The following is a 25,758-nucleotide window of genomic DNA, read 5'->3' as shown; positions in this document are numbered from 1 at the left end:
GGCCGGCATGACGTTATTGCTGTGCCGTCGCGGCCGTCTCCTCGCCGGCACTGCCCATCGATTCGTCGATCAGCCCGGCGCGCATCATCAGCCAGAAGATCGCGATGCCCGGCAGCGCGGCGACGGTGGTGAGCAGGTAGAAGTTCACATAGCCGATGCCCTCGATCATCGCGCCGGCGGTGGTGCCGGTGGCGAGGCGTCCGACGACGCTCGCGGCTGCCGAGATCAGCGCATATTGGGCGGCGGTGAAGCGCAGGTCGCACAGCGCCGAGAAATAGGCGACCAGACAGACGCCGCCGACCCCGCTCGAGAAATTCTCGAAGCCGATCGCGCCGGCCATGGCGAGGTTGCTGTGCCCGCTGGCGGCAAGGCCGGCGAAGCTGAGGTTGGAGACCGCCATCAGCCACAGGCTGACCAGCACCGAGCGCTTGAGGCCCAGCCTGGCATAGAGGATGCCGCCGATGAAGATGCCGACGAGCAGCGCCCAAAAGCCCACGCCGACATCGTAGATCGCGATCTCGTCCTTGCTGAAGCCGAGATCGTTGAACAGCAGCCGGAAGGTGAGATTGGCGAGGGTGTCGCCGATCTTGTGGAGCAGCACGAACAGCAGCACCAGGAAGGCGCCCTGACGGCGGAAGAATTCGAGGAAGGGCCCGACCACCGCGGTACCGAGTTCGCGCAGCGAATGGCGGGTGGCGATGACATGATGGCGTTCGGGCTCGCCGATGACGAGGCCGGCGATCATCGCCGGCAGCGCGAAGCCGGCGCAGGCGATATAGGCCGCTTCCCAGCCCTGGCGCTGCGCCACCACCAGCGCGAGCGCGCCGGCACCGCTGGCGCCGATCCGCCAGCCATATTGCGACATGCCCGCGCCGACGCCGAGCTGCCGCGGTTCGAGGATTTCGATGCGATAGCCGTCGATGACGATGTCGTAGGTGGCGCCGGCAATGCCGAGCAGGATCGCGGCGCGCACCACCGCCATCAGGTCCGCCGCCGGATCGGTCAGTCCCATGTTGATCACCGCGGCGATCACCAGCAGGCCGGCGAAGATCAGCCAGGAGACGCGCTGGCCCAGCCGTCCCAGGATCGGCAGCCGCACGCCTTCGACGACCCAGGCCCACAAGAATTTGAGGTTGTAGGCGAGGATCACCAGCGCGAAGGCGGTGACGCTCTTCTTCTCGATGCCGTTCTCGGCGAGCCGGCTGGCGAGCGTCGCGCCGATCATCGCGAACGGGAAGCCCGACGACATGCCGAGGAACAGCGCCGCCAGCGGCGCACGCTCCAGATAGGGCCGCAGCCCGTCGATGAATGTCGGCTCAGTCGCGGCCGACGCGCCGTCCCCCGGTGCGGTGCTCATCAAGCGAGCATAGCGGGCCGTTGCCGCGAGGGAAGGGGGCCGCGCAAAAGAAGGGGGCGGCGCTGCCAGCCCTCAATAGAGAGTCAGCCCCTTCGGGATCCGCTTCGCACTCCCGCCGCCCAGATGCATGTCGATCGCGTCGATCGCCAATTTGAGGTCGCGCTGGCTGTAGGGCTTGGAAAGGCAGCCGACCGCGATCTGGGGGGCATCGATCGGGCAGGTGGCCGTGACGAAGATCAGCGGGATATCGGCCTGCTTCGCGGCGAGCGCGACATCGCGGCCCGACGTGCCCCTGGCCAGTTTCATATCGGAGAGGATCAGGTCGATACCGCCTGCCGCGAACAGCGCGACCGCCTCCGGCGCATTGTCGACGGTGCCGACGACGACATAGCCGCTGTCGGTCAGGAAATGCTCATTGTCGAACGCGACCAGCGGTTCGTCCTCGACGATCAGGAGGCGCTGGATCGATCGTTGGCGTTTGGCGAACAGCATGGATCGTCCGACGTCCCTTTCCGATGCCCTTGACCCGGGCCGGGTTTGGCCCGACCACAGGCGCTTCCCAAATTGGAGACGCCCGTGGCCAAGCGCCTCACCCTCTATATTCTCATCGCGATGCTGCTGGGCATAGTGATCGGCATCACGCTGAACCAGACCATCGACGACAAGGCGACGATCACCAACGTCACGGGCTATATTTCGATCCTCACCGATCTGTTTCTGCGGCTGATCAAGATGATCATCGCGCCTCTGGTATTCTCGACGCTGGTCGTCGGCATCGCCCATATGGGTGACACGTCGGCGCTGGGAAGGATCGGCGGCCGATCGATCGGCTGGTTCCTGAGCGCGAGCCTGCTGTCGCTGTCGCTCGGGCTGATCATGGTCAACCTGATGCAGCCGGGCGTCGGACTCAATCTGCCCTTGCCCGACGTGACCGCGAGCAGCGGGGTCACCCAAGGCGATTTCAGCCTGAAGCAGTTCGTCACCCATCTCGTTCCCAAGAGCTTCTTCGAGGCGATGGCGACCAACGAGATATTGCAGATCGTGATCTTCTCGATCTTCACCGGCGTGGCGATGACCGCGATCGGCGAGCGCGCGGCGCCGTTGCTGCGCGGGATCGAGGCGCTGGTCCAGGTGATGCTCCAGATCACCGATTATGTGATGCGCTTCGCGCCGATCGCAGTGTTCTCGGCGGTGACCTGCGCGCTCGCCGAGCAGGGGCCGGGCATCCTGATCACCTTCGGCAAGTTCATGGGCGGCTTCTACCTGACGATGCTGACCTTGTGGGTGCTGCTATTGGGGTTGTGTTTCCTGCTGGTCGGCGGGCGGACCAAATTGCTGGTCCGCTATATTCGCGAGCCGATCCTGCTCGCCTTCACCACCGCTTCGTCGGAGGCGGCCTTTCCGCGCACGCTCGAGGCGCTCGAGCGGTTCGGGGTGCCGCGCCGGATCGCCAGCTTCGTGCTGCCGCTCGGCTATTCGTTCAACCTCGACGGGACGATGCTCTATTGCACCTTCGCGACGATGTTCATCGCCCAGGCTTATGGCATCCATCTGTCGTTCGGGCAGCAGATCACGATGCTGCTGATCCTGATGGTGACCTCGAAGGGAGTCGCCGGGGTGCCGCGCGCCAGCCTGGTGGTGATCGCCTCGACGCTGGCCTTCTTCAAGATCCCCGAAGCCGGGCTGCTGCTGATCCTCGCGGTCGACCATTTCCTCGATATGGGGCGGTCGGCGACCAATGTCGTCGGCAATGCGGTGGCGAGCACGGTGGTCGCGAAATGGGAAGGCGTGCTCGAAGCGCTCGACGCGCCCGAGATCGAGCCGCCGCATGCGCCGAGCAACACGATTCACGCCGGCCGGCGCGGGCTCGATATCGATCCGTCGCAGATCGAATAGCGCTTTTCTGAAGCCCTTCCCGTTTAGGGGAGGGGCTTCAGAGAGCCTAAATATCCTGGACCAGCCGGCCGTAGAGTTCGGGCCGGCGGTCGCGGAAGAAGCCGAAGGCCGCGCGGTGGCGCTTGGCGAGCGCGAGGTCGAGCGTCGCGACCAGCACCCCGGTCTCGTCGCGGCCGAATTCGGCAAGCATGTCGCCGCGTTCGTCGCAGATGAAGCTGTGACCGTAGAAGGTCTGGCCGTCCTCGGTGCCGATCCGGTTCGAGGCGACGACGGGAACGACGTTCGACACCGCATGACCGACCATCGCCCGGCGCCACAGCCGGCTGGTGTCGAGGTCGGGATCGTGCGGCTCGTTGCCGATCGCGGTCGGGTAGAACAGGATCTCGGCGCCCATCAGCATCATCGCGCGCGCGGTCTCGGGATACCATTGGTCCCAGCAGATGCCGACGCCCAGCGTCGTCTCGGCGGCCGGCCAGACCTTGAAGCCGGTGTTGCCGGGGCGGAAATAGAATTTTTCCTCATAGCCCGGGCCATCGGGGATATGGCTCTTGCGATAGACCCCGGCGACCTTGCCGTCGGGCCCGATCATCGCAAGGCTGTTATAATGATGCGGCCCGTCGGCTTCGAAGAAGCTGGTCGGGATGTGGATTCTGAGCTCGGCGGCGAGCGCCTGCATCGCCAGCACCGCCTTGTGCGAGGCGGTCGGCTGGGCGCGGGCGAACAGGCCCTCATCCTCGACCCGGCAGAAATAATGGCCCTCGAACAGTTCGGGCGGCAGCACCACCTGCGCGCCCCTGGCCGCGGCCTCGCGGACGAGCTTCGAGACCTCGAGAATGTTGGCGTCGATATCGTCGGTGAAGCCGAGCTGGAGCGCGGCGACGGTGATGCTGCTCATGTCTCTTTCCTCAGGCCGACGGGATCTGCTGGCTGATGCAGTGGAAGCTACCGCCTCCGGTCAGGATATGGTCGGCGCGAAAGCCGGTGACGATGCGGGTCGGGAAGATCTTCGCGATCGCCTCGACCGCGGCCTCGTCATTGGCGGCGCCGTAGAGTGGGACCACCACGGCCGCATTGCCGATGTAGAAGTTCATATAGGAGGCGGGGATGATGTCGCTCTCGCCATCCTCATCCTCACGCTCGACCGCCCCGGGGGAGGGGATGCCGACCACGGTCAGGCCGAACGCCTCGGCGCGCAGCTTCGCATCGGCATAGACCGCGGCATTGGGATCGTCGGCGTCGACCGGTTCGGGAATCGCGATCACCCCTTCGGCGACGAAGCGGGCGAGATTGTCGACATGGCCGTCGGTATGGTCGTTGGCGAGGCCGTCGCCGAGCCACAGCAACCGGTCGATGCCGAGATCGCGCTTCAGCGCGGCCTCGATGTCCTCGCGGCGCATGCCGGGATTGCGATTGGGGTTGAGCAGGCATTGCTCGGTGGTGACGCCGATGCCCGATCCGTTGACGTCGATCGCACCGCCTTCGAAGATCCAGTCGGCCTGGCGGATGGGCCAGCCGGTGCGCGTGGCAAGCCGGGCGCCGATGCTCTCGTCGCCGGCGAGGTCATATTTGCCGCCCCACCAGTTGAAACCGAAATCGGTCGCCGCGCGGCCATCGGCTCCGACGACGACGATCGGCGCGGTGTCGCGCAGCCAGATGTCGCCGAACGGCTCGACGATCACCTCGGCGGCGTCGCCGGCCAGTTCGCGCGCGCGGGTGGCCGAAGACTCGTCGGCGGCGACCAGCACGACTTTCTCGCCGGCCCCGCCGGCATGCACCGCTTTCGCAAAGGCGACGACTTCATCGCGCGCGGGTTCGAGATCCTCGAGCCAGAGCTCGGCATGGCTGGGAAAGCCGATCCAGACGGCGTCGTGCGGCGCCCATTCGGCGGGTTGGCGATAGTCGGTCATGCGCGCCCAGATAGCGATGCGATGTGACAGGTGAAAGGGGTGAAGCGGCCACGGCTGTTCGAACATGGCCCATAAAGAAAAAGGGCGGCCCCCGAAGGGACCGCCCTCTTTCCGCCGATATCCCGGTAGGGATCAGCGCGAATAGAATTCGACGACCAGATTGGGTTCCATCTTCACCGCGTAGGGAACCTCGTCGAGGGTCGGAACGCGGATGAAGGTGACCTTGGCGGCGCCATCGGGGGCGACATAATCGGGGATGTCACGCTCGGACAGGCCCTGCGCCTCGAGCACCAGCGCCATTTCCTGCGCCTTGCTGCCGAGGGTGATCTCGTCGCCCGGCTTCACCAGACGCGAAGCGATGTTGCACTTCACGCCGTTGACGCGGATGTGGCCATGGCTGACCAGCTGGCGGGCGGCGAAGACCGTCGGCGCGAACTTGGCGCGATAGACGACCGCGTCGAGGCGACGCTCGAGCAGACCGATGAGGTTCTGCGAGGTGTCACCCTTCATGCGGGCGGCTTCGGTGTAGTTCTTCTTGAACTGCTTCTCGGTCACGTCGCCATAATAGCCCTTGAGCTTCTGCTTGGCCTTCAGCTGGATGCCGTAGTCCGACAGCTTGCCCTTACGGCGCTGGCCGTGCTGGCCGGGGCCATATTCGCGCTTGTTGACCGGCGACTTCGGGCGGCCCCAGATATTCTCGCCGAGGCGGCGATCGAGCTTATACTTGGCGCTGTTGCGCTTCGACATGGGTAATCCTTTGGCAATTGCTGTGACGTTGGTCCCGGTATCCGCTCTGCTGGGGATCCGGTCAGGGATCCGGCACGGCCACCGCTTCACCGGGGTGCGGGGCCAATTGCGAAGCGGGGCCTATGACCGCGAACGCCGTGATAGTCAAGCTGGGAAGCCTTTGTTAGAGGCCGATGCCGCGAGGCTGAACCAGCGGTGCGGCTTCAGCGTGTGCTGAACCAAAGAAAGCCCGGCATGACCCAGCAAAGCATTGTTCCTGCCGCCGACTGCACCGACCTGACCCAGGTGCGTTCGGCGATCGATTCGCTCGACACGTTGATCGTCACCCTGCTGGCCGAACGCACGCGCTATGTCGAGGCAGCGGCGCGCATCAAGTCCGATCGCGGCGCGGTGCGCGACGAGGTCCGCAAGGCTGCGGTGATCGCGCACGCGGTGAAGGTCGCCAATGATCGCGGCTTTCCGCCGAGGCTCGCCTATCGGCTTTACGACATGCTGGTCGAGGGATCGATCGCGCACGAACTGGAGACGTTCGACCTCGATGCGGCGCGGGAGGCCGGTGGCTGACGAGATACTCCGCTTTAGCTAGAGCGGCGCGCTCATGCCATGATCGAAGTTCGCGGGTATCGATGAAGCCGGTCGGATATTGCCATCGGCAGCGCGGCCTCATTCGGCCGGCGTCGGGACGGTCCTGTCGGTGGTTTTCGGAGGAAGGTCGGGCTGCTGGGCGCGAATCCCATAGTCCTGGGGCCATTCGTCGCGCGGCAGATAGAGGGTCCCGAACATCCGGTCGACGAAGGGCAGCATCGGCGCGAAATTGCGATTGGTATGGGTGTCGCGCGAATGGTGCCAATGATGGAAGTGCGGCGACGAGATGACATGTTCGAGCGGGCCGAGCTTCCAGCGAAGATTGGCGTGAATGAAGAAGCTCCAGATCGTGCCGAACACGGTGAACAGCACCGGGCCCAGCGCGCCGGCCATCGAGGTGGCGCTGCCGAAGCCGAGCGCGTAGAGCGGGACCAGCCCGCAGAGCCGCGTGAAGATGATGTCCACCGGATGCGCACGGGTGTTGACCAGCCAGTCGAGTCCGTCGGGCTGGTGATGGACGGCATGGAAATGCCAGAGCCAGGGATGGCTGTGCATCCAGCGATGGCCCCAATAATAGCCGATCTCGCCGATCAGGAAGGCGCCGCCGATATGGAGCCAGAGCGGCAGCGCCTCAATCGCAGCATAATAGCCGCCTGGGACGATCAGCCGGGTCGCGGTGATCACGACCGAAATCGGGGCGGCGAGGATCAGGCCGGTGATCAGCCCGTTGAGGAAATAATAGCCCAAATCCTGCCAGAGCATCGGCCGCATGATCCGGCGCTCGCGCAGCGCGAAGAAGCGCTCGAGTGGTACGAAGATCGCACACAGCACCACCAGCCACGCGCATAGCCGCAGCACATTGACGCCGATCGTGATCAGTTCGTGCGACATGACATCTTCATAGCCGGGTATCGGGCCCTATGGGCAAGGCGCGATTTCCCGGACGGGCATAATAGTCCAAAGGCTTGTGGCCCTGAAATGGAAAAGCCCGCCTTTGGGGGCGGGCTTGGATCCACAGCTTTTCCGGTGATCGGTTTCGATCGATTGTCAGGCGATGCCCATCGCCAGCTGCGGCCGGGCCGCGCGACCGAAATTGACCCCGCGCTTGCGCATCACGCCGCCGACCAGGCCGAAGCCGAGCAGCATCATCGCCCAGGTGGCGGGTTCCGGAACTTCCATTGCCGAGACGCCGTCGAGCAGCGCGAACGGCGGCTGCCCTTCGGGGGCGCCATAAGCGAGGAACGACAGGGTTTCGGTGGTGTTCTGCGCGGTGAAGATCTTGGTGACGTACTGCCAGTCGGTGAACCCGTGGTTCGGGTTGTAGTTGGTCGGGGTCGACCAGCTTTCGCTGCCCAGCGACACCGTCCAGCCCGAGGTCGTGTCGCCATCATAACCAAGCTGCTGGGCCGAGGCGTACCAGAAGGAGATGGCGTAGAGGTTGCCGACGGTCAGCCCGCTGACGGTCTGGCTGATCGGCTGGGTGTAGGGCGTGAAGGCGCCGTCGGCGGCGATGAAATTGCCGCCGGCGGGGCTGTCGACGAAGCCGTTCGAGGTGCCGTTGCCCGGTCCCCAAAAAACCAGCGACGGGCCATAATGGGTCACGGCGCCGCTGCTGGTGGCCGTCCCGGGGGTGTAGACGAAATTGAAACCGGTGGTGGTCCAGCCGGCGAGATCGGTGCCGCCGGTGCCGGCGGTCGCTCCGGTCGCGCTCAGATCGCCGATCTCGGTCGAGGTCGAGGCGACGGCAGCGCCCGTCGTGTGGTTGACGAGGTCTTCGAAATCCCCGTTGACCAGGGGAATGATCCTCGTCGCCTGAGCGTGACCGACCATCGTGAAGGCCGCCGCAGCCGCCAACAATGTCCTGACCAACTTCGCCATACGCGCCTTCCCCAAACAAAATCGTTCGAGACCTATAACCTATCGCGATTATTGGCGCAATCGCCTCGGGCGACCGTCAACGTTAACCAAATTGCCCGGAATTCCGCCGCTATCGGCGCTTCGGAGGTCGCTCGGGTGCGGCATTCCGTGCCAAAAATCCGGGTAAAATCAGGCCGTTCGCCGGCAGTTCAACAAAATTTACATTGTCGCGAATAATAAGTGTCGGGATTTTTTACAGTATAGATTCGATTCATTATTCAAATTCGAATCGGCGTGCCGCCGCGATTCCGCGGCGTCATGGCCGCCGCGCGAATCGGGCGCCGAATCGGATCGGGCTTCTCTCGGCGGTGAATCAGGGATCAACGGGCGTGCGGACGCTCGATTACGCTGAGCACGCCCCGCATCGTTCTGATCTCCTGATGGCTCCAGCCCGGTTTAGTGAGCAGGGTGCGAAGCATCTTCTTGGTCACGGCAGTCCTGTCGACGGGAAAGAAATAACCGGATTTCTCCAGTATAGATTCAAGATGACCAATCAAACCTTCAAGTTCTCCCTGGTCGGCCGGCGGCGCGATTTCCACCGTCGGCGGTGAAGCAAGTTCGATTCCCTTCGACCATTCATAGGCGACCAGGATCACCGCCTGCGCCAGATTGAGGCTGCCGAATTCGGGGTTGATCGGCACCGTGATGATGGTGCGTGCCAGCGCGACATCTTCGGACGCGAGGCCCGATCGCTCGGGCCCGAACAATATCGCCGCGCGGCCACCATCGTCATGGATGGCGCGGGCGGCGACTTCGGGCGTAACGACCGGTTTGGTGACGCCGCGCTTGCGGACGGTGGTCGCATAGACATGGCTGCAGTCGGCGGTCGCTTCGGCGACGCTCTCGAAGACCTGCGCGGCCGCCAGCACCCGGTCGGCGCCCGAGGCCGCCGGGCCGGCATCGGGATTGGGCCAGCCGTCGCGGGGCGCGACGAGCCGCATCTCGGTGAGGCCGAAGTTGAGCATTGCCCTGGCGGCCTTGCCGATATTCTCGGCGAGTTGGGGGCGGACGAGGATGATGACGGGATTGGTGCTGCTCATGGAGCGCGCGATTAGCCTTCCTTGGCCGGCCACGCCACCATCTCCGCGGGCGGCGGTCGAGCCGTCGTATCGCGCCGTCGCATCGCGCGGTCGCGAGTCATCTGGCGTTCAGCTTCGTCGAGGCAGCCTTTCCACCGCTGAATCATCTGAATGGAGGCAGATCTCTCATGCGCATCATCTCGAAACTGCTGATCGCCGGAACGGCGGCGATCGCGGTGGGCGGGGCCGCCTTCGCCGCGGACGTCGCCGCGGCCAGGGCCGTCCGGAGCGACCATGTCATGACCGTCCGGATGCCCGACGGCACCGTTCGGAACATTCCCTACCCCGACGACGTCGCACCGCGCATCGTCTTCGTGCCGGTAGCGGCCGCGGTTCCGGTGCCGGCCGCGCGCCCGGCGGCGGCGATGATGGTCTCACCGTTCGCGATGTTCGACCGAATCGCGGCGCAGATGGATGCGCAGGCCGACGCGATGCTGCGGCAGGCGGTAGCGATGTCGGCGGCGCAATCATCGGCACAGGCGCCGGTCCTGCGAGTCGCGGCGTCGGATGGCCGGCCGGTGTCCGGCGGAGCGGTCAGCTATTCCTTCTTCTCGTCGACCAGCAGCGACGGCAAGGTGAGCTGCAATCGCAGCGTCCAGATCACCTCGTTCGACCCGAAGCAGCCGCCCAGGGTCGCGTCGCAAAGCTCGGGCGATTGTTCGAAGATGGCCGACATCAATGTCCGCGCGACGGCGGCCCCGGCCCCGGCACCCAGGCCGGTGGTCACACCCGCCCGTTACGAGTCACCTCGCACCAAGCCGGCATCCAAGGCCGAACCGACGATCTGATCATCGCCGATCGTGCAGAAGAAAAAGGGCCGGATCGCTCCGGCCCTTTTTCCTTGTTGGCGGTTTCGGCTCAGAGCAGCGTCAGCCGCACGTCCAGGCCACCGCGGGTCGCGTGGCTATACGGGCAGACGATATGCGCCTGGTCGACCAGCGCCTGCGCGGTCTCGCGGTCGAGCCCCGGGAGCGCGATCGCCAGGGCGACGTCGAGCCCGAAGCCGGTGCCGTCCTCGCGCGGGCCGATGCCGACGGTGGCGGTGACGCTGCTGTCGTCGGCGACCTTCACCTTCTTCTGCGCGGCGACGAACTTGATCGCGCCGAGGAAGCAGGCCGAATAGCCGGCGGCAAAAAGCTGCTCGGGATTGTTGCCGGCGCCGCCCGGGCCGCCGAGTTCCTTCGGGGTGACCAGATCGACCTTGAGCGCGCCGTCGCGGGTTTCGGCGTGGCCGGTGCGGCCGCCGGTCGCGGTGGCTTCGGTGGTATAGAGAATGGCCATGATGCGTTCCTTTCGATCTTCGAACCTTGCTGGCGCCGTCATCGGCGTCGGTGAGGGTGAGATAAAACGTGCACGATGTAATTGCGAGCAATCAATTTCGATCGCGCTGATCGGATTTTTCCATCGTGCACGATGGAATCCGCGCCTATATGGTCGGGATGGCCGATCATCTGCGCCTCGACGATCAATTCTGCTTCGCGGTCTATTCGACCGCGCACGCGCTCGGCCGCGCCTATAAGCCGCTGCTGGCGCAGCTCGGCATCACCTATCCGCAATATCTGACGTTGCTGATCCTGTGGGAGCAGGACGATCGCAGCATCGGCGAGATCGGCGAGCGCCTCGGTCTCGAATATGGCACATTGTCGCCGATGCTGAAGCGGCTCGAGACGGGCGGCGCGATCGAGCGGGTTCGCAATCCCGACGACGAACGGCAGGTGCGGGTGCGGTTGACCGACAAGGGCCGCGGCATGCGCGAGGTCGCGAAGGGCTTCCCGAAGGCGATTCTCGCGGCGACCGGGCTCGACATCGCGGGAATTCAGGCGCTGCGCGGATCGCTCGTCGACGTGCGCGACACGATCGACTCGAATTAGCCGGCCTCGCGCTCCAGCAGCGCGCGCTTGCGTTCGATCCCCCAGCGATAGCCCGACAATTCGCCGTCGTTGCGCACGACGCGGTGGCACGGGATCGCGATCGCCAGCGCATTCGCCGCGCAGGCGCCGGCGACCGCGCGCACTGCCTTGGGGGCGCCGATCGTCCGGGCGAGGTCCGAATAGCTGGCTGTCCGTCCCGCTGGGATCGCGCGCAATGCCTGCCAGACGCGCTGCTGGAAGGCGGTGCCGCGGATATCGAGCGGCAGTGACAGGCCATCCGCCGGCTGCTCGACCAGTGCCACCACCGCGTCGATCGTCGCGCCGAAATCGGGATCGGCGATGATCGCCTCGGCGCGCGGAAAGCGATTGTGCAGATCGTCGACCAGCAAGGCGTCGTCGTCGCCGATCAGGATCGCGCAGATTCCGCGGTCGCTTTCCGCGGCGAGGACACGGCCGAGCGACGATCGGCCGATGGCGTAGCGAATCGCCGCATCCTTGCCGCCCTTGGCATAGGTCGACGGACGCATGCCCAGCGCCGCGTCGGCGGCGGCATAGAAACGGCCGCTCGATCCGAAGCCCGCCTCGTAGAGCGCGGCGGTGACGTTCGCGCCGTCCGCCAATGCTTCGCGAACCCGTGCCGAACGCTGCGCGTCGGCATAGCCCTTGGGGGTGAGGCCGGTGATCCTGCGGAACAGCCGGTGGAAATGGTGGGGGCTCAGGCCGGCGCCATCGGCGAGTTCGCCGAGCGACAATGCCTCCTCGGCGTCCTCGATCCGGCGGCAGGCGGCGGCGATCAGCGCGGCCTGACGCTCGGCCAGCGGCGGCTGGTCGGGGCGGCAGCGCTTGCACGGCCGAAATCCTGCCGCCTCGGCTGCGGCGATATCGTCATGGAAGGCGACGTTGCGTGGATTGGGGGCGCGCGCCGCGCAGGCGGGGCGGCAATAGACGCCGGTGGTCGCGACCGAATAGACGAAACTCCCGTCCGCCGACGGATCGCGTTCGACGAGCCGCGACCAGCGCGGGTCGAGGGTGATGGCCTGGGCGACGGCGTTCATGGGGCGATCCTTTCGCACAATCTCGATGTGCGATCACCCTGGCGCGGTTCAAGCCCGGATGCGTCCCGATGCTTGCTTTCGAATCATGATCCCGCGGTCCGCCTCAGGCGGCGGCGCGCTTGTCCGAAATCTTTTCGCAATCGGGACAGGGCCCGCGATAGGGATAGGGATCGGCGGCGTCGTGCCAGTGCGCGACCGCCGCCTCGAAAATATCGATCCCCTCGCCATAGCCGAGCGCGCGCAGGACATCGTTGGTCAGATAGTCGAGCGCGCGATGCGCCTCATGCCCGCAGGACGCGGCGGTGATCGCTCGGGCGCGGGCCGCGAAGTCTTCGGGGGTGATCGTCGGGGCGGTCATGGGCGCGCCCTAATCCCGTCGCGGCCCGGTATCAAGCCCCGGGGGCGGCAGGCGCCGCCGCGGCGGGCGCGGTTGCCGGGGCGCCGGCCGCAGGCGCCTCGTCGCGGCAGAAGCCCTCGCCCTGCTGGATCATCAGGCAGTTCTGCTTGCCGGCGAGCCATTTGAGGCCGGTCTCGTCCCCGGTCGCGGCGCGGACGCTTTCGGGCCGCCCGTCACGGGTGAAGCGGATCACGTCGCCGTCGACGCTGCCTTCATAGCTCTTGGTGCCGTCGAGCAGGGTGATGCCGAGCACATAGCGGCCGGGTTCGCCGGCCTTCTGGATGTCGAGGACCAGACCTTCGACGCCGATCCACTTGCCGACCCAGGCATCGGTCGGCAGCGGTGCGCTGGCCGCATTGGCGGCTTCTGCCTCCTGGTCGGCGGCCTCGACCGCGAAATTCTCGGTCGCGACATTGTCGGGAATCTTGGCGTCCTGGCCCTTGGCGCAGGCAGCGAGGACGAGGAGAGCGGCGATCGCGCCGGCGCGGGGAAGGATGGTGTTCATGTCTCCCCAGATAGGCTAAGCAACGCGCAACACCAACCCGCCCGTCCCAAATGATGTGGCAATAGTGGGGACGACCCCCTAGAGAGCGCGCAAACCCGACTCAGGATCCCATCATGGCCGACACCATCGCCGTCGCATCCGATCATGCCGCATATGAGCTCAAAGGGGCGCTCGTGCGGTGGCTTCGCGACGAGGGGCATGACGTGGAGGATCTCGGGCCGGCGACCGCCGACTCGGTCGACTATCCCGATTATGGCTACAAGCTTGCCGAGGCGATCGCCTCGGGGGCCGCGGTCAAGGGCATCGCGATCTGCGGATCGGGGATCGGTATCTCGATCGCGGTCAACCGTAACCCGGCCGCGCGCTGCGCGCTGGTCTCCGAAGTTCTTTCCGCGAAGCTGTCGCGCGAGCATAATGACGCCAATGTCATCGCGCTCGGCGCTCGGCTGATCGGGATCGAGCAGGCCAAGGCCTGCGTCACCGCTTTCCTGTCGACGCCATTTGGGGGTGACCGCCACCAGCGCCGCGTCGACAAACTCTCCCATCCCACCATCGCGAAGGAGCCCGCATGAGCACCAACCCCGCCGTCCTTTCGGACGTCCAGCCCGACGGCTTCTTCACCCGTGGCCTTGCCGCCGCCGATCCGGCGGTTTTCGCCGGTCTGTCGCAGGAAATCACCCGTGAAAAGAAGCAGATCGAACTGATCGCTTCGGAGAATATCGTCTCCAAGGCAGTGCTCGAAGCGCAGGGCTCGGTCTTCACCAACAAATATGCCGAGGGCTATCCCGGCAAGCGTTACTATCAGGGCTGCCACCCGTCGGACGTCGTCGAGCAACTGGCGATCGACCGCGCCAAGCAGCTGTTCGATTGCGGCTTCGTCAATGTCCAGCCGCATTCGGGCGCGCAGGCGAACGGCGCGGTGATGCTGGCGCTGACCAAGCCGGGCGACACGATCATGGGGCTCAGCCTCGATGCCGGCGGCCATCTGACCCATGGCGCCAAGGCGGCGATGTCGGGAAAATGGTATAATGCGATCCAGTATGGCGTGCGCGAGGACGATCACCGGATCGATTTCGACCAGGTCGAGGCGCTGGCGCGCGAGCATAAGCCCAAGCTGATCATCACCGGCGGATCGGCCTATCCGCGCCACATCGATTTCGCCCGCTTCCGCGCGATCGCCGACGAGGTCGGGGCGCTGTTCATGGTCGACATGGCGCATTTCGCCGGGCTGGTCGCGGGCGGGGTCCATCCGACCCCGTTCGGCCATGCCCATGTCGTGACCACCACCACCCACAAGACGCTGCGCGGTCCGCGCGGCGGCATGGTGCTCACCAATGACGAGGCGATCGCCAAGAAGATCAACTCGGCGGTGTTCCCGGGGCTGCAGGGCGGCCCGCTGATGCATGTCATCGCCGCCAAGGCGGTCGCTTTCGGCGAAGCGCTCCAGCCCGACTTCCAGAGCTATGCCAAGGCGATCGTCGAAAACGCCAAGGTGCTGGCGGCACGGCTCAAGGAGCGCGGCGCGGATCTCGTCTCGGGCGGTACCGACACCCATCTCGCGCTGGTCGACCTGCGCCCGATCGGGGTGACCGGTCGCGACGCCGACGAGGCGCTCGAGCGCTCGGGGATCACGTGCAACAAGAATGGCGTGCCCAATGACCCGCTGCCGCCGGTCAAGACCTCGGGTATCCGGGTCGGATCGCCCGCCGGCACCACCCGTGGCTTCGGCCCGGCCGAGTTCCGCGACATCGCCGACATGATCGCCGATGTGCTCGACGGCCTCGCCAAGAACGGTCCCGAGGGCAATGGCCAGACCGAGATGGCGGTCAAGACCCGGGTCGAGGCGCTGTGCGACCGCTTCCCGATTTACCCCGAACTTTGAGGGCGAATCGCTAGATGCGTTGCCCCTTTTGTTCGCATGAAGACAGCCAGGTGAAGGACAGCCGCCCCACTGACGATGGGGCGGCGATCCGCAGGCGCCGGCAATGCGAGGGCTGCGGCGCGCGCTTCACCACCTTCGAGCGCATCCAGCTGCGCGAGCTGACGGTGGTGAAGAGCGAAAGCAAGCGCGAGCCGTTCGACCGTTCGAAGCTCGAACGGTCGATCGCGATCGCCTGCCGCAAGCGGCCGGTCGATCCGGTCCGGATCGAACGGCTCGCGACCGCGATCCAGCGTCAGGTCGAAACCTCGGGCGAGAGCGAGATCGCCGCCAATGCGATCGGTGAGATGGTGATGGACGGTCTGAAGGCGCTCGACAGCGTCGCCTATATCCGCTTCGCCAGCGTCTATAAGGATTTCCGCGAGGCCAAGGATTTCGAGGATTTCGCCGGCGCGGTGACCGACGCGATCAAGGACTGACCGAGGGGAGACCCAATTCCTCCGCGATCCGCGCTGCCGCGGTCTCGGGTGGCGTGTCGGTCGTGTCGATGCTGATCGCAGGTTCGGGCATCGCTGCGAAGCTGCGGTCGAACTGATCGCGTAAGCTCCGCAGCAGATCGAGCGAGCGCAGCTTGTTGAATTCGCCGCGGCTGGCGTTGTCGATCCGGCGTTCCTGTTCCGCGGCCGATAGGGTCAGGCGAACGAAGACCAGTTCGCCGCCCTTGGCCGCGATGATGGCACGCAGCCGATCGGGGAAATCGGGGGCGACGCTCGGTTCGGGGGCGAAGGTGAAGATCGTCGAGATGTCTTGGTCGACGGCCTCGCCCATCGCCTCGATCCAGAAGCGTTCGCGCAGCCGGACGAAGGGCTCTGATCCGAACGTGAACAGTGCGCCGACCGCATCGACGATCAGGTGATTGTGGAACAGCGCGAAGCCGGTCCGCGCGGCAAGCGCGCGCGCGATGGTGAGTTTGCCGGCGGCGGCGGGGCCGTAGAGGAAGATCAGCTTCATGGCGACAGACTAGCCGGCTTGACTCTGCTGGCAATGAGAACAAAATAAGAACATATATGAGCGAGTCGCGTGACATCATCGCCTCCCTTCGCCGGCGCATCGGTGCGATCGAGGGGATGAAGCCGTGCGCCGGGGGCGATCTGTTCGCGCTTGGCGACATGCTCGATGCCCGGCTCGAGGGTGGGCTGCCGCGCGGGCGGCTGCACGAATTGTTCGCCGCCACCGAAGCCGACCAGGCCGCGGTGGCGGGTTTCGCGCTGATGCTGGCGATCCGGATCGGCGGCGGTCCGATAGTCTGGCTGCGGCAGGATGGTGCGGTGCGCGCCGCCGGTCATGTCCATGCCGCCGGCATGGTCGAACTCGGCTTCGATCCGGCTCGCCTGATCGAGGTCGCCGTTCCCGACGAGATCGCGCTGCTGCGCGCCGCCGGCGATGCGGTGCGCTGTTCCGAGGTCGCGATGGTGCTGATCGAGCCGTGGAAGGCGGCGCGCGCGATCGATCTCACCGCCAGCCGGCGGCTGGCGATCGCCGCCGAGGCATCGGGGGTGACGGTGCTGATGCTGCGGAGCCAGGCCGACCCTGCCCCCAGCGCGGCCTATAGCCGCTGGCAGATATGCGGTGCCGCGGCGGTACCGCTCGAGGGCGATGCTCCCGGCCATGCCACGATCGAGGTCGCGCTGCTGCGCCATCGCCGCGGCCTTGCCGAATTCCGAATCTGTCTGGAGTGGGACCGTGACCAGCGCTGCTTCAGGGAACCGGCGCTATCTGGCGCTCTGGTTTCCTTTCCTGCCGACCGATCGCCTGCGGCGGACGTCATCCGGCTTAGCGCCTGAAACCCCGTTCGCCTGTGTCGAGAAGATCAAGGGCGCGATCCGGCTGGTCGCGGTCGATCGGTCGGCGATCGCACTCGATATCGTCCCCGGCCTTAGCCTGGCCGATGCACGCGCCCGGCTGCCGGGGCTGATCGTCTTCGACATCGATCGGCCGGCCGATATCGCCTGGCTCGAGCGGATCGCCGATGGCTGCGATCGCTATACGCCGATGGTCGCGGTCGATGGTGCCGATGGGCTGCTGCTCGACATCAGCGGATGCGCGCATCTGTTCGGCGGCGAAGCCGGGCTGGCCGCCGATCTCGCCGCCCGGCTCGCTCGGCTGGGAATGCTCGCGCGGATCGCGATCGCCGACACCCCCGATGCCGCCCATGCCCAGGTCAGGCATGGTGCGGGCGATCTCGACCAGATGCCGGTCGAGGCGCTCGAACTGCTGCTCGAGGAGACGGTGGCGCTGCGCCGGGCGGGGCTCAAGCGGATCGGCGATCTCAGCGTCCGCCCTTCGGCGCCGATCGCGGCGCGCTTCGGCGAGGCCGCGATCGATCGGCTGGCGCGGATCACCGCCCGCCGCGACATCCGCATCACCCCGCGTCGGGTCGAAGCCGATCTGGTGGTCGAGCGGCGTTTCGCCGAGCCGATCGGCCGCACCGAAGCCGCGCTTGCCGCTATCGCGCAATTGGCCGGCCAGGCCGCGCGGCGGATGGAGGCGCGCCATCGCGGCGGCCGACGGTTCGAGGCGCAATTGTTCCGGACCGACGGGCTGGTCCGCCGGTTGCGGGTCGAGACCGGGCTGCCATCGCGCGACGTGCCGTTGCTGATGCGGCTGTTCGACGAGCGGATCGCCGCGCTCGCCGACCCGATCGACCCCGGTTTCGGCTTCGATCTGGTGCGCTTGTCGGTACCCTTGCTCGAAACATTGACGCCGCTCCAGTTGCCGCTCGAAGGCGGCGCGCTGGCCGAGGACGAACTGGCGCGGCTGATCGACCGGCTGTCGACCCGGCTCGGCCGTAACCGGGTGCGACGGCTGGTGCCGCAGGACAGCCATATCCCCGAACAGACGATGCTCGCCTTGCCCGCGGCCGAACCGATGGCCGGCGGCGGGCACTGGCCGGAGATCGAGCCGGGCGAGCCGCCGCTGCGTCCGATCACCCTGTTCGATCCGCCGCAACGGATCGAGGTGGTCGCGGGTGTCCCCGACGGCCCGCCGCAGCGTTTCCGCTGGCGGCACACCCTGCACGAGGTCGCCTTTGCCGAGGGACCCGAACGGATCGGGGCCTTGTGGTGGCGTCGGTCCGACAATCGCGGCCTCAGCCGGGACTATTATCGGGTCGAGGACCGGCAGGGGCACCGCTTCTGGCTGTTTCGCCACGGCCTCTATGGACGCGAGGCGGCGACGCCCGACTGGTATCTGCACGGCCTGTTCGCATGACCGATTTCGCCGAGATGGTCGCAGCCACCAACTATAGCTTTCTGCGCGGAGCATCGCAGCCGGCTGCGATGGTGGAGGCCGCGCTGGAAGCTGGGTTGAACGGCATCGGTATCGCCGATCGCAATACGGTGGCCGGGGTGGTGCGCGCCTGGGTGGCGCTCAACGAGGCGTGCGAGGATCTGGAGAAAGCCGGCCTGCCGCCGCCCGGTTTCAGGCTCGCGGTCGGCGCGCGGCTGGTCTTCGCCGACGGCACGCCCGACATCGTCGCTTATCCGGCGACCCGGCATGGCTGGGGCCGGTTGACCCGGTTGCTCACCCTCGGCAACCGCCGTGCGGTCAAGGGCGACTGTATCCTGCGCTTCGCCGACCTGCTCGACCATCTCGACGACCTGCTGCTGATCATGATGCCGACGACTGAGTTTCTGGTCGAAGGCGAGGATGGCGCCAGGCCGTTGCCGCCGAAGAAGGAGGCGGAGCACATTTCCCCGTCATCCGGGGGCTGGGGTGACGAGGAGGGGAGGTTGCGCATCCTCGGCGACGCTGCGCCCGGCCGCGTCTGGCTTGGCGCGACGTTGTCGTTCGACGGCCGCAACCGCCGCCGGCTCGCCGCGCGGGCCGCGCTCGCCCAAGCAGTCGGCGTGCCGTTGCTCGCGACCAGCGATCCGCTCTACGCCACCCCCGACCAGCGCCCGCTCCACGACGTCGTCACCTGCATCCGCCACGGCGTGACCCTCGCCGCCGCGGGGACGCGGATCGCGGCCAATGCCGAGCGCCATGTGAAGGGGGCCGCCGAGATGGCGCGGCTTTTCGCCGGACAGGAATCAGCGATCGCCGAAAGCCTGGCACTGCTCGACCGGATCGATTTCGATCTCGGCGAGCTCGAATATGAATATCCCCACGAGCCGGTGCCGCCCGGCTGGAGCCCGCAGCGCTGGCTGGTCCATCTGGTGATGAGAGGCGCGCGCGAACGCTATGGCAAGGACTTCACCAAGGCGCATCGCGACCTGATCCGCTATGAGATGAAGCTCGTCGGCAAGGCGCGCTACGCTTATTATTTCCTGACCGTCCACGACGTCGTGAAATTCGCCCGCGACGAGAAGATCCTCTGCCAGGGACGCGGTTCGGCGGCCAATTCGGTGATCTGCTACACGCTCGGCATCACCGCGGTCGATCCGGTCAAGCATAAGCTGCTCTTCTCGCGCTTCATCTCCGCGGATCGCAATGAACCGCCCGACATCGACGTCGATTTCGAGCATGAGCGGCGCGAGGAGGTGATGCAGCATATCTACCGGCGCTATGGCCGCGATCGTGCCGGGATCGCCGCCACCGTGATCCATTACCGCCCGCGCAGCGCGGTACGCGAGATCGGCAAGGTGCTGGGACTGAGCGAGGATCTGACCGCGCGGATCAGCTCGACCGTATGGGGCAGCTATGCGTCGAACATGGAGGAGCGGCGCTTCGCCGAGGCCGGGCTCGACGTCGCCAATCCCGAAATCGGCAGGCTCGGCATGCTGGTCGGCCAGCTGCTCGAATTTCCGCGCCATCTGTCGCAGCATGTCGGCGGCTTCGTGCTGACCGAGGGGCGGCTCGACGAACTGGTCCCGATCCACAATGCGGCGATGGACGACCGCACCTTCATCGAGTGGGACAAGGACGACATCGACGCCCTCAAGCTGATGAAGGTCGATGTGCTGGCACTCGGCATGCTCACTTGCATCCGCAAGGCGTTCGATCTGCTGCGGACCCATGCCGGCATCGACTATGCGCTTCATACGATCAAGCCGGAGCAAGCCGATGTCTACGATATGCTCTGCAAGGGCGACAGCATCGGCGTCTTCCAGGTCGAGAGCCGCGCCCAGATCAACATGCTGCCGCGATTGCGGCCGCGTAGCCTCTACGATCTGGCGGTGCAGGTCGCGATCGTCCGGCCGGGACCGATCCAGGGCGGGATGGTCCACCCTTATCTGAAACGTCGCGAGGAGCAGCGCCGGCCGAACCCGCCGCCGATCGTCTATCCGAAACCGGCGCCGCCGCACGATCCGCTCGAACTGGAGGAGGTGCTGGGCAAGACGCTGGGGGTGCCGCTGTTCCAGGAGCAGGCGATGAAGCTGGCGATCGTCGCGGCCGGTTTCAGCGATTCGCGGGCGAACCAGTTGCGCCGGGCGATGGCGACCTTCCGCAATGTCGGGACCATGCCCGAATTCGAAACCGAGATGGTCGGAGGGATGGTGAAACGTGGCTATCCGCGCGATTTCGCCGAGGCCTGCTTCGCCCAGATCAAGGGGTTCGGCAGCTATGGCTTTCCCGAAAGCCACGCCCAGTCCTTCGCGCTGCTCGTCTATGTCTCCTCCTACATCAAATGCCGTTACCCGGCGGTGTTCGCCTGCGCATTGCTCAATTCGCAGCCGATGGGCTTCTATGCGCCGGCGCAGATCGTGAAGGATGCCCAGGACCATGACGTGATGGCGCTCGAGCCCGACATCAACGCCAGTGCCTGGGACAACAGCCTCGAACCGCTCGGCAACATGCTCGCGCTGCGCATCGGGTTGCGCCAGGTCGACGGCTTCCGCGAGGCCTGGGCCGAGGAACTCGTCAAGGCCCGCGCGGAGGGGCGGTTCGACAGCGTCGAGCAGCTGGCGCGGCGGGCATCGCTGCCGCCCCGCGCGCTGCGCGCGCTCGCCGATGCCGATGCCTTCCGCTCGATCGGGCTCGATCGTCGTCGCGCACTCTGGGAGGTGCGACGCACCCCGGCCGGCAGTCTGCCCTTGTTCGATTTCGCCAAGGCGCGCGAACTGGGGCGGGAGCCCGACGCCGCGCTGCCCGCAATGCCGCTCTCCGAACAGGTGGCGGCCGACTATCAGACCGTCCGCCTGTCGCTCAAGGGCCACCCGATGCAGTTCCTGCGCGAGACGTTCGATGCCGAGGGGGTGGTGACCTGCAAAGGGGTGTCCGAGGGGCGCAACGGTCGGCGCGTCCGGGTCGCCGGTGTCGTGCTGGTCCGCCAGCGGCCGGGCGAGGGCAAGGCGATCTTCATCACCCTGGAGGACGAGACCGGGATCACCAATGTCCTGCTTTGGGAGCGGATCTTCGAGGTTCAGCGTCGCCAGGTGATGGCGGCGCGGCTGATGGAGGTCGAGGGCGAGATCCAGAAGAGTCCCGAGGGGGTCGTGCATCTGATGGGCGCGACCGTGATCGACCGTACCGCCATGCTCGACAGATTGTCCGAGGATCATCGTGCGGAGATCGAGCTGTCGCGCGCCGACGTCTTCCAGCATCCGCAGCTGCCACGGCACGCGGTGCCGCGCGGCAGCCATCCGCGCGACGTCCGGATCCTGCCGAAATCACGTGATTTCCATTGACGGCTTCGTTCGCTCAGCTTTGCCGAGCGGCGCTCAGGCGCCGGGCATCCGCCCGCCTTGGCTTCGCGCGAACAAGGCGCGGCGGCCGGTCGGCCTTGCGGAGCCTTTGGCTCCGTTGATCCCTTTTATCGGCTTTCCAGCCGATCCCCTGCCGGCAGCCCCGCACGGGCACCTTCGGGATTTTGCAGCCAGCGCAGCGCCGGCTTGTCGTTCTCCAGCATCGCCTTCCAGAAGGCGGTCGAGATCGCGACCACCGTGTCGCGGATATGCGGGGTGGGGATGCCGTCGATCATGCCGCGGAAATTCTGGCCTGCGAACATCGCATGGGTGCCGCCTTCGAGGACGAGCAGGAATTTGTCGCCCGGCGCCATCAGCCGGAAAGGCTCCTGCCGCTGGCGGGCCGTGATCGGGGTGACCGTCGGCAACTCGTCGGCGGTGCCGGTGATCGACAGGAAGGGGATGCGAATCGTTGCGAACGCAGCTTCGGCCGATCCGAACAAGGGCGGCGACGGGCTGAGCCCGATCGCGGCGCGAATCCGCGGATCGAACAAAGGCGGCTCGATCCGCGACGGGAAGCTCTGGCCGGCGACCGCCTGTACCGTCTGCGCGCCGAAGCTGTGTCCCGCCAGGCCGACCCGTCGCTCGTCGATCCGGGCCAGCTCGCATTGCCCCTCGAACGGCCGGCGGGCCATCTCGGAGAGGACGAACTGGACGTCGCGGGCACGCGCGATCAACTGCTCGCTGCTCAGTGCCGACCGGAAGCCGCGGCGGCCGAAGATCGCGCTGTCGCTGCCGGCATGCTGCAGGTTGATCACCGCGAAGCCCGCCTCGGCCCAGGCATGCGCCCAGATCGCGCCGGCATCGAGCGATCCGCCGAGGCCGTGGCTGAACAGGATCACCGGAATCTTGCCGCTGCTCGCCGGGATGCGGATTCGCACCGGCACCGATCGGGCGCGCGTCGCGTCGAGCCACACGGCATCGCACATCGTGATCGGGATTGCCGCACGCGCCGCCGCCGGAAGCGACAGCAAAGCCAGCAGAAGCAGCACAAAACGCATGGTCTACCCTAATATCGAGCGCTGATTTGAGGAAGCGGTTATGCCGCCGAAACGCACTGCGGCATATTTACAACATGTTCAGGAATTCGAAAGCTTCCTGTGCCTGGCTTTCGCTGGATTGCCCGCGATTGTTGCGATGCGCCATTTTTGACCGTAGCAGAACTGTCATCGAACGACAGCATAGGGCGACGGACGTGGAGGCTAAGGGGTCTCCATGGGGCAACCCACGCCAAAAAAACTATGCCGCGATAAATTTTACGGGGGTCACACCTATGAAGAAGTATTTGCTTGGCTGCGCGACGATTGCGCTCGCCTCCTCGATGGCCAGCGCTCAGTCGACCGGCTCGATCGATTTCCAGGAAGAGATCGTCGTCACCGGCGCGAACGTCAACAAGGGCGTCGCCGGCGTCGTCGCACCCGACAGCGCCAAGTCGAAGGCGGTGCTGACCCAGGATTTCATCAAGAATCAGCGCCCCGGCCAGACGATCAACGACATCATCAACATGCTGCCGGGCGTCAGCTTCCAGAATAACGACGCTTATGGCTCGTCGGGCGGTACGCTGACGATCCGCGGCTTCGACTCGACCCGCATCTCGCAGACCTTCGACGGTCTGCCGCTGAACGATACCGGCAACTATGCGCTCTATTCGAACCAGCAGCTTGATTCGGAACTGATCGAGCAGGTCAACGTCAATCTCGGCACCACCGACATCGACAGCCCGACCGCGTCGGCCTCGGGGTCGACCGTCAACTATCGCACCCGCAACCCAACCGAGGATTTCCACGTCCGCCTGCAGGGGCAGCTCGGCGAGAACGGTTTCGGCCGCATCTTCGGTGTGATCGACACCGGCACCTTCACCCCGTTCGGCACCCGCGCCTTCTTCGCGGCCAGCCATGCCGAGGCGGATAATCCCTACAATTCGACCTCGAAGACCGACAAGACGCAATATAACGCCAAGCTGTACCAGCCGGTCGGCGACAGCGGCGATTTCGTCGCGATCGCGGGCCATTGGAACCGCAACCGCAACAGCAACTTCTCGTCGATCCCGCTGCGTATCGATCGCACCCAGTCGATCACGAACCTGAGTCCGCGACTCGTCGGCTCTAACGCCGGCAACCGCTTTCCGACCACGAAGGACGAGCGCGAATATACGCTGGCTCCTTGTAAGCAGGCTCCGGGCGTAAATGGCGCACCCGATACCCCGACAAGCTCCACCCAAGCGGGCGTGAGTGTGATCTGCGGAAGCCTGTTCGACTATAGCTACAATCCGTCGGACACCGGCAATATCCGCGTGAACTCGAAGTTCTCGCTGACCGACAAGCTGACCCTGACGGTCGATCCGAGCTACCAGTACACCAAGGCCAATGGTGGCAACAGCGCGGTCAAGGGCAATGAAGGTAGCTTCACCCGCCTTGCGACGGGCACGCTCGCTGCGATCACTACGCCGATCTATGGTTATATCGGCGGCGCCCCCTATTTCGGTGGGATCGACCTCAATCATGATGGCGACACCATGGACAGCGGAACCCCGGGCTCGGCGGCAACGCTTGCGCGTGGCGTCGAGGTCTATGCCCCGAGCCACACCCAGACCAACCGTTACGGTCTGCTCGCGTCGCTGCGCTACGAGTTCAGCGACACCCAGTCGGTTCGTGTGAGCTACTCCTATGATCGCGGTCGCCACCGCCAGACCGGTCCGGTGACCTTCCTCGATGATGCAGGCCACACGATCAATCCGTTCCCGATCGACGACCCGATCAACGACAAGTCGGGCAAGCCGATGCAGAAGCGCAACCGCAAGTCGATCGCGCTGCTCAATCAGGTCTCGGGCGAATATCGCGGCCAGTTCCTCGACGACAAGCTGGTCCTCACCGCTGGCCTGCGTGCGCCGTTCTTCAAGCGCGAACTGACCAACTTTTGCGTCACCGAAGCCGGCGGCACCTTCGTCGACTGCTTCAACGATCCGGCGAGCCAGGCGGTGTTCCTCGCTGCCAACCCGACCTACATCGCGCCGATCAGCCGCACCTTCAAATATGACAAGCTGCTGCCGCAGGCTGGCTTCACCTATGACTTCACCCCGAAGATCAGCGCGTATGGCAGCTACTCGAAGGGGCTGCAGGTTCCGGGCACCGACAATCTCTACCAGTCGCTGGGCTTCGCCGATCGCAGCGCCGATCCGGTTCCCGAAGTCACCGACAATTTCGACCTCGGTCTGCGCTATCGTTCGGGCAAGATCCAGGCACAGGTTGCCGGCTGGTACACGCTGTTCACCAATCGTCTCGCCTCGGCTTATGATCGCGATCTCGCCATCTCGATCTACCGGAACCTCGGCAAGGTCGATAAGTACGGTATCGACGGTAGCATCGCCTATCAGCCGATCCCGGAGGTCAACATCTATGCCTTCGGTTCGTACTTGAAGTCGAAGATCCGCGACAATGTCGATCTGAGCTTGACCACGGTCGCGCTGACCAAGGGCAAGCGTGAATCGGGTTCGCCGATCTACACCGCCGGTGCGCGTGTCGAGGGTATCCTCGGGCCGGTGCTGCTTGGCGTTCAGGCCAAGCGGACGGGTTCGCGTTATGTCAACGATCAGAACCTGCCGGTGGTGATCGCGGGCGCGGGCCAGGTTTATGGCGCCAAGGCGCTCGGTTACACGCTTGTCGATGCCGACGCCCGTGTGTCGCTCAAGTTCCTGGGCCTCAACGACACGACTTTCTTCCAGGTCAATGTCACCAACATCTTTGACAAGCTCTACGTCGCGGGCTTCTCGGGGTCGCTTATCAACACCTCGGCGCCGTTCGCCTTCGTCGGTGCGCCGCGCACCTTCAGCGGCACGGTTTCGGTCGGCTTCTAAGCCTTCCGCAAAGCCCGAATGGAA

Annotated in this window: 25 protein-coding genes; 11 read left to right on the top strand and 14 right to left on the bottom strand. The window is 65.7% G+C overall.

Annotation, left to right across the window (positions count from 1 at the left end; translation table 11 throughout):
* Nucleotides 1-13 precede the first annotated feature (13 nt).
* Both AC1RM6_RS22090 and AC1RM6_RS22085 read right to left on the bottom strand, forming a co-directional pair.
* Entirely contained in the window at nucleotides 14-1,357 is a 1,344-nt protein-coding gene (locus tag AC1RM6_RS22090; protein WP_493105195.1) for an AmpG family muropeptide MFS transporter, read from the bottom strand.
* 72 nt (nucleotides 1,358-1,429) lie between these two features.
* Nucleotides 1,430-1,849 (bottom strand): response regulator, encoded by a 420-nt coding sequence (locus AC1RM6_RS22085; RefSeq protein WP_493105193.1) that lies wholly within the window; start codon nucleotides 1,847-1,849, stop codon nucleotides 1,430-1,432.
* Nucleotides 1,850-1,933: 84 nt separating this feature from the next.
* Here AC1RM6_RS22085 and AC1RM6_RS22080 point away from each other — a divergent pair, with 84 nt between their 5' ends.
* The gene (locus AC1RM6_RS22080; protein WP_493105192.1) at nucleotides 1,934-3,253 is read left to right on the top strand and encodes a dicarboxylate/amino acid:cation symporter; all 1,320 of its coding nucleotides are present in this window, start codon (nucleotides 1,934-1,936) and stop codon (nucleotides 3,251-3,253) included.
* A 46-nt stretch (nucleotides 3,254-3,299) separates the two neighbouring features.
* Here the strand turns inward: AC1RM6_RS22080 and aguB are convergent, their stop codons facing one another.
* The 3 genes from aguB to rpsD form a co-directional block, all read right to left on the bottom strand.
* Nucleotides 3,300-4,148, bottom strand: coding sequence for an N-carbamoylputrescine amidase (gene aguB, locus AC1RM6_RS22075; RefSeq protein ID WP_493105190.1), 849 nt, complete (start codon nucleotides 4,146-4,148; stop codon nucleotides 3,300-3,302).
* Nucleotides 4,149-4,158: 10 nt separating this feature from the next.
* The gene (locus tag AC1RM6_RS22070; RefSeq protein WP_493105188.1) at nucleotides 4,159-5,160 is read right to left on the bottom strand and encodes an agmatine deiminase family protein; all 1,002 of its coding nucleotides are present in this window, start codon (nucleotides 5,158-5,160) and stop codon (nucleotides 4,159-4,161) included.
* Nucleotides 5,161-5,292: 132 nt separating this feature from the next.
* Nucleotides 5,293-5,907 (bottom strand): 30S ribosomal protein S4, encoded by a 615-nt coding sequence (gene rpsD / locus AC1RM6_RS22065; RefSeq protein WP_493105187.1) that lies wholly within the window; start codon nucleotides 5,905-5,907, stop codon nucleotides 5,293-5,295.
* Nucleotides 5,908-6,141: 234 nt separating this feature from the next.
* Between rpsD and AC1RM6_RS22060 the strand changes: the two genes are divergently transcribed.
* Complete coding sequence (locus AC1RM6_RS22060; protein ID WP_493105185.1) at nucleotides 6,142-6,471, top strand: chorismate mutase; 330 nt, start codon at nucleotides 6,142-6,144, stop codon at nucleotides 6,469-6,471.
* 99 nt (nucleotides 6,472-6,570) lie between these two features.
* Here AC1RM6_RS22060 and AC1RM6_RS22055 read toward each other — a convergent pair whose 3' ends face one another.
* The 3 genes from AC1RM6_RS22055 to AC1RM6_RS22045 form a co-directional block, all read right to left on the bottom strand.
* A complete protein-coding gene (locus AC1RM6_RS22055; RefSeq protein ID WP_493105183.1) occupies nucleotides 6,571-7,383 on the bottom strand; it encodes a sterol desaturase family protein in 813 nt (270 codons plus the stop codon).
* A gap of 156 nt (nucleotides 7,384-7,539) precedes the next feature.
* Nucleotides 7,540-8,370 carry a PEPxxWA-CTERM sorting domain-containing protein gene (locus AC1RM6_RS22050; RefSeq protein ID WP_493105181.1) on the bottom strand — a complete coding sequence of 277 codons (831 nt, stop codon included), beginning with the start codon at nucleotides 8,368-8,370 and terminating at the stop codon, nucleotides 7,540-7,542.
* A 359-nt stretch (nucleotides 8,371-8,729) separates the two neighbouring features.
* A complete protein-coding gene (locus AC1RM6_RS22045; protein ID WP_493105390.1) occupies nucleotides 8,730-9,449 on the bottom strand; it encodes an RNA methyltransferase in 720 nt (239 codons plus the stop codon).
* 167 nt (nucleotides 9,450-9,616) lie between these two features.
* On the opposite strand from AC1RM6_RS22045, the gene AC1RM6_RS22040 reads away from it, so the two are divergent.
* Entirely contained in the window at nucleotides 9,617-10,276 is a 660-nt protein-coding gene (locus AC1RM6_RS22040; protein ID WP_493105180.1) for a hypothetical protein, read from the top strand.
* A 70-nt stretch (nucleotides 10,277-10,346) separates the two neighbouring features.
* Here AC1RM6_RS22040 and AC1RM6_RS22035 read toward each other — a convergent pair whose 3' ends face one another.
* A complete protein-coding gene (locus AC1RM6_RS22035) occupies nucleotides 10,347-10,769 on the bottom strand; it encodes an organic hydroperoxide resistance protein (RefSeq protein ID WP_493105178.1) in 423 nt (140 codons plus the stop codon).
* 125 nt (nucleotides 10,770-10,894) lie between these two features.
* Here AC1RM6_RS22035 and AC1RM6_RS22030 point away from each other — a divergent pair, with 125 nt between their 5' ends.
* Nucleotides 10,895-11,359 carry a MarR family winged helix-turn-helix transcriptional regulator gene (locus AC1RM6_RS22030; RefSeq protein WP_493105176.1) on the top strand — a complete coding sequence of 155 codons (465 nt, stop codon included), beginning with the start codon at nucleotides 10,895-10,897 and terminating at the stop codon, nucleotides 11,357-11,359.
* Here the strand turns inward: AC1RM6_RS22030 and ada are convergent.
* From ada to AC1RM6_RS22015, 3 genes are all read right to left on the bottom strand, one after another.
* Nucleotides 11,356-12,414 (bottom strand): bifunctional DNA-binding transcriptional regulator/O6-methylguanine-DNA methyltransferase Ada, encoded by a 1,059-nt coding sequence (ada, locus tag AC1RM6_RS22025; protein WP_493105174.1) that lies wholly within the window; start codon nucleotides 12,412-12,414, stop codon nucleotides 11,356-11,358. The two genes, AC1RM6_RS22030 and ada, sit on opposite strands and share 4 nt — an antisense overlap.
* Nucleotides 12,415-12,517: 103 nt before the next feature.
* The gene (locus AC1RM6_RS22020) at nucleotides 12,518-12,772 is read right to left on the bottom strand and encodes a hypothetical protein (protein WP_493105172.1); all 255 of its coding nucleotides are present in this window, start codon (nucleotides 12,770-12,772) and stop codon (nucleotides 12,518-12,520) included.
* Nucleotides 12,773-12,803: 31 nt separating this feature from the next.
* Entirely contained in the window at nucleotides 12,804-13,316 is a 513-nt protein-coding gene (locus tag AC1RM6_RS22015; RefSeq protein ID WP_493105170.1) for a hypothetical protein, read from the bottom strand.
* 113 nt (nucleotides 13,317-13,429) lie between these two features.
* Between AC1RM6_RS22015 and rpiB the strand changes: the two genes are divergently transcribed.
* Genes rpiB through nrdR form a run of 3 tightly spaced genes read left to right on the top strand, consistent with a single transcriptional unit; the run spans nucleotide 13,430 to nucleotide 15,674 of the window.
* A complete protein-coding gene (gene rpiB / locus AC1RM6_RS22010; protein ID WP_493105168.1) occupies nucleotides 13,430-13,888 on the top strand; it encodes a ribose 5-phosphate isomerase B in 459 nt (152 codons plus the stop codon).
* Nucleotides 13,885-15,198, top strand: coding sequence for a serine hydroxymethyltransferase (glyA, locus tag AC1RM6_RS22005; protein ID WP_493105166.1), 1,314 nt, complete (start codon nucleotides 13,885-13,887; stop codon nucleotides 15,196-15,198). The genes rpiB and glyA overlap by 4 nt, the downstream gene beginning before the upstream one ends.
* Before the next feature lie 14 nt (nucleotides 15,199-15,212).
* On the top strand, nucleotides 15,213-15,674 hold the full coding sequence (gene nrdR, locus AC1RM6_RS22000) for a transcriptional regulator NrdR (protein ID WP_493105164.1): 462 nt from the start codon (nucleotides 15,213-15,215) through the stop codon (nucleotides 15,672-15,674).
* Here the strand turns inward: nrdR and AC1RM6_RS21995 are convergent.
* Nucleotides 15,664-16,206: a P-loop nucleotide/nucleoside kinase family protein gene (locus tag AC1RM6_RS21995; protein WP_493105162.1), complete on the bottom strand. Its 543-nt coding sequence runs from the start codon at nucleotides 16,204-16,206 to the stop codon at nucleotides 15,664-15,666. The genes nrdR and AC1RM6_RS21995 overlap by 11 nt on opposite strands.
* Nucleotides 16,207-16,262: 56 nt before the next feature.
* Here AC1RM6_RS21995 and AC1RM6_RS21990 point away from each other — a divergent pair, with 56 nt between their 5' ends.
* From AC1RM6_RS21990 to AC1RM6_RS21980, 3 genes are read left to right on the top strand one after another with little or no spacing between them, the layout of a single operon-like run.
* Nucleotides 16,263-17,039: an ImuA family protein gene (locus AC1RM6_RS21990; protein ID WP_493105160.1), complete on the top strand. Its 777-nt coding sequence runs from the start codon at nucleotides 16,263-16,265 to the stop codon at nucleotides 17,037-17,039.
* Nucleotides 16,939-18,465 carry a Y-family DNA polymerase gene (locus AC1RM6_RS21985; RefSeq protein WP_493105158.1) on the top strand — a complete coding sequence of 509 codons (1,527 nt, stop codon included), beginning with the start codon at nucleotides 16,939-16,941 and terminating at the stop codon, nucleotides 18,463-18,465. Before AC1RM6_RS21990 ends, AC1RM6_RS21985 begins: the two co-directional genes overlap by 101 nt.
* On the top strand, nucleotides 18,462-21,824 hold the full coding sequence (locus AC1RM6_RS21980; RefSeq protein ID WP_493105156.1) for an error-prone DNA polymerase: 3,363 nt from the start codon (nucleotides 18,462-18,464) through the stop codon (nucleotides 21,822-21,824). The genes AC1RM6_RS21985 and AC1RM6_RS21980 overlap by 4 nt, the downstream gene beginning before the upstream one ends.
* Before the next feature lie 125 nt (nucleotides 21,825-21,949).
* Here the strand turns inward: AC1RM6_RS21980 and AC1RM6_RS21975 are convergent, their stop codons facing one another.
* A complete protein-coding gene (locus AC1RM6_RS21975; protein WP_493105150.1) occupies nucleotides 21,950-22,882 on the bottom strand; it encodes an alpha/beta hydrolase family protein in 933 nt (310 codons plus the stop codon).
* Nucleotides 22,883-23,154: 272 nt separating this feature from the next.
* Here AC1RM6_RS21975 and AC1RM6_RS21970 point away from each other — a divergent pair, with 272 nt between their 5' ends.
* Nucleotides 23,155-25,734, top strand: coding sequence for a TonB-dependent receptor (locus tag AC1RM6_RS21970; RefSeq protein ID WP_493105147.1), 2,580 nt, complete (start codon nucleotides 23,155-23,157; stop codon nucleotides 25,732-25,734).
* Nucleotides 25,735-25,758 lie beyond the last annotated feature (24 nt).

This window comes from Rhizorhabdus sp. GW822-FHT03C02, from assembly GCF_058801765.1.
The sequence above is the reverse complement of the archived record's forward strand: the minus strand, read 5'-3'. Positions and strand labels throughout refer to the sequence as shown.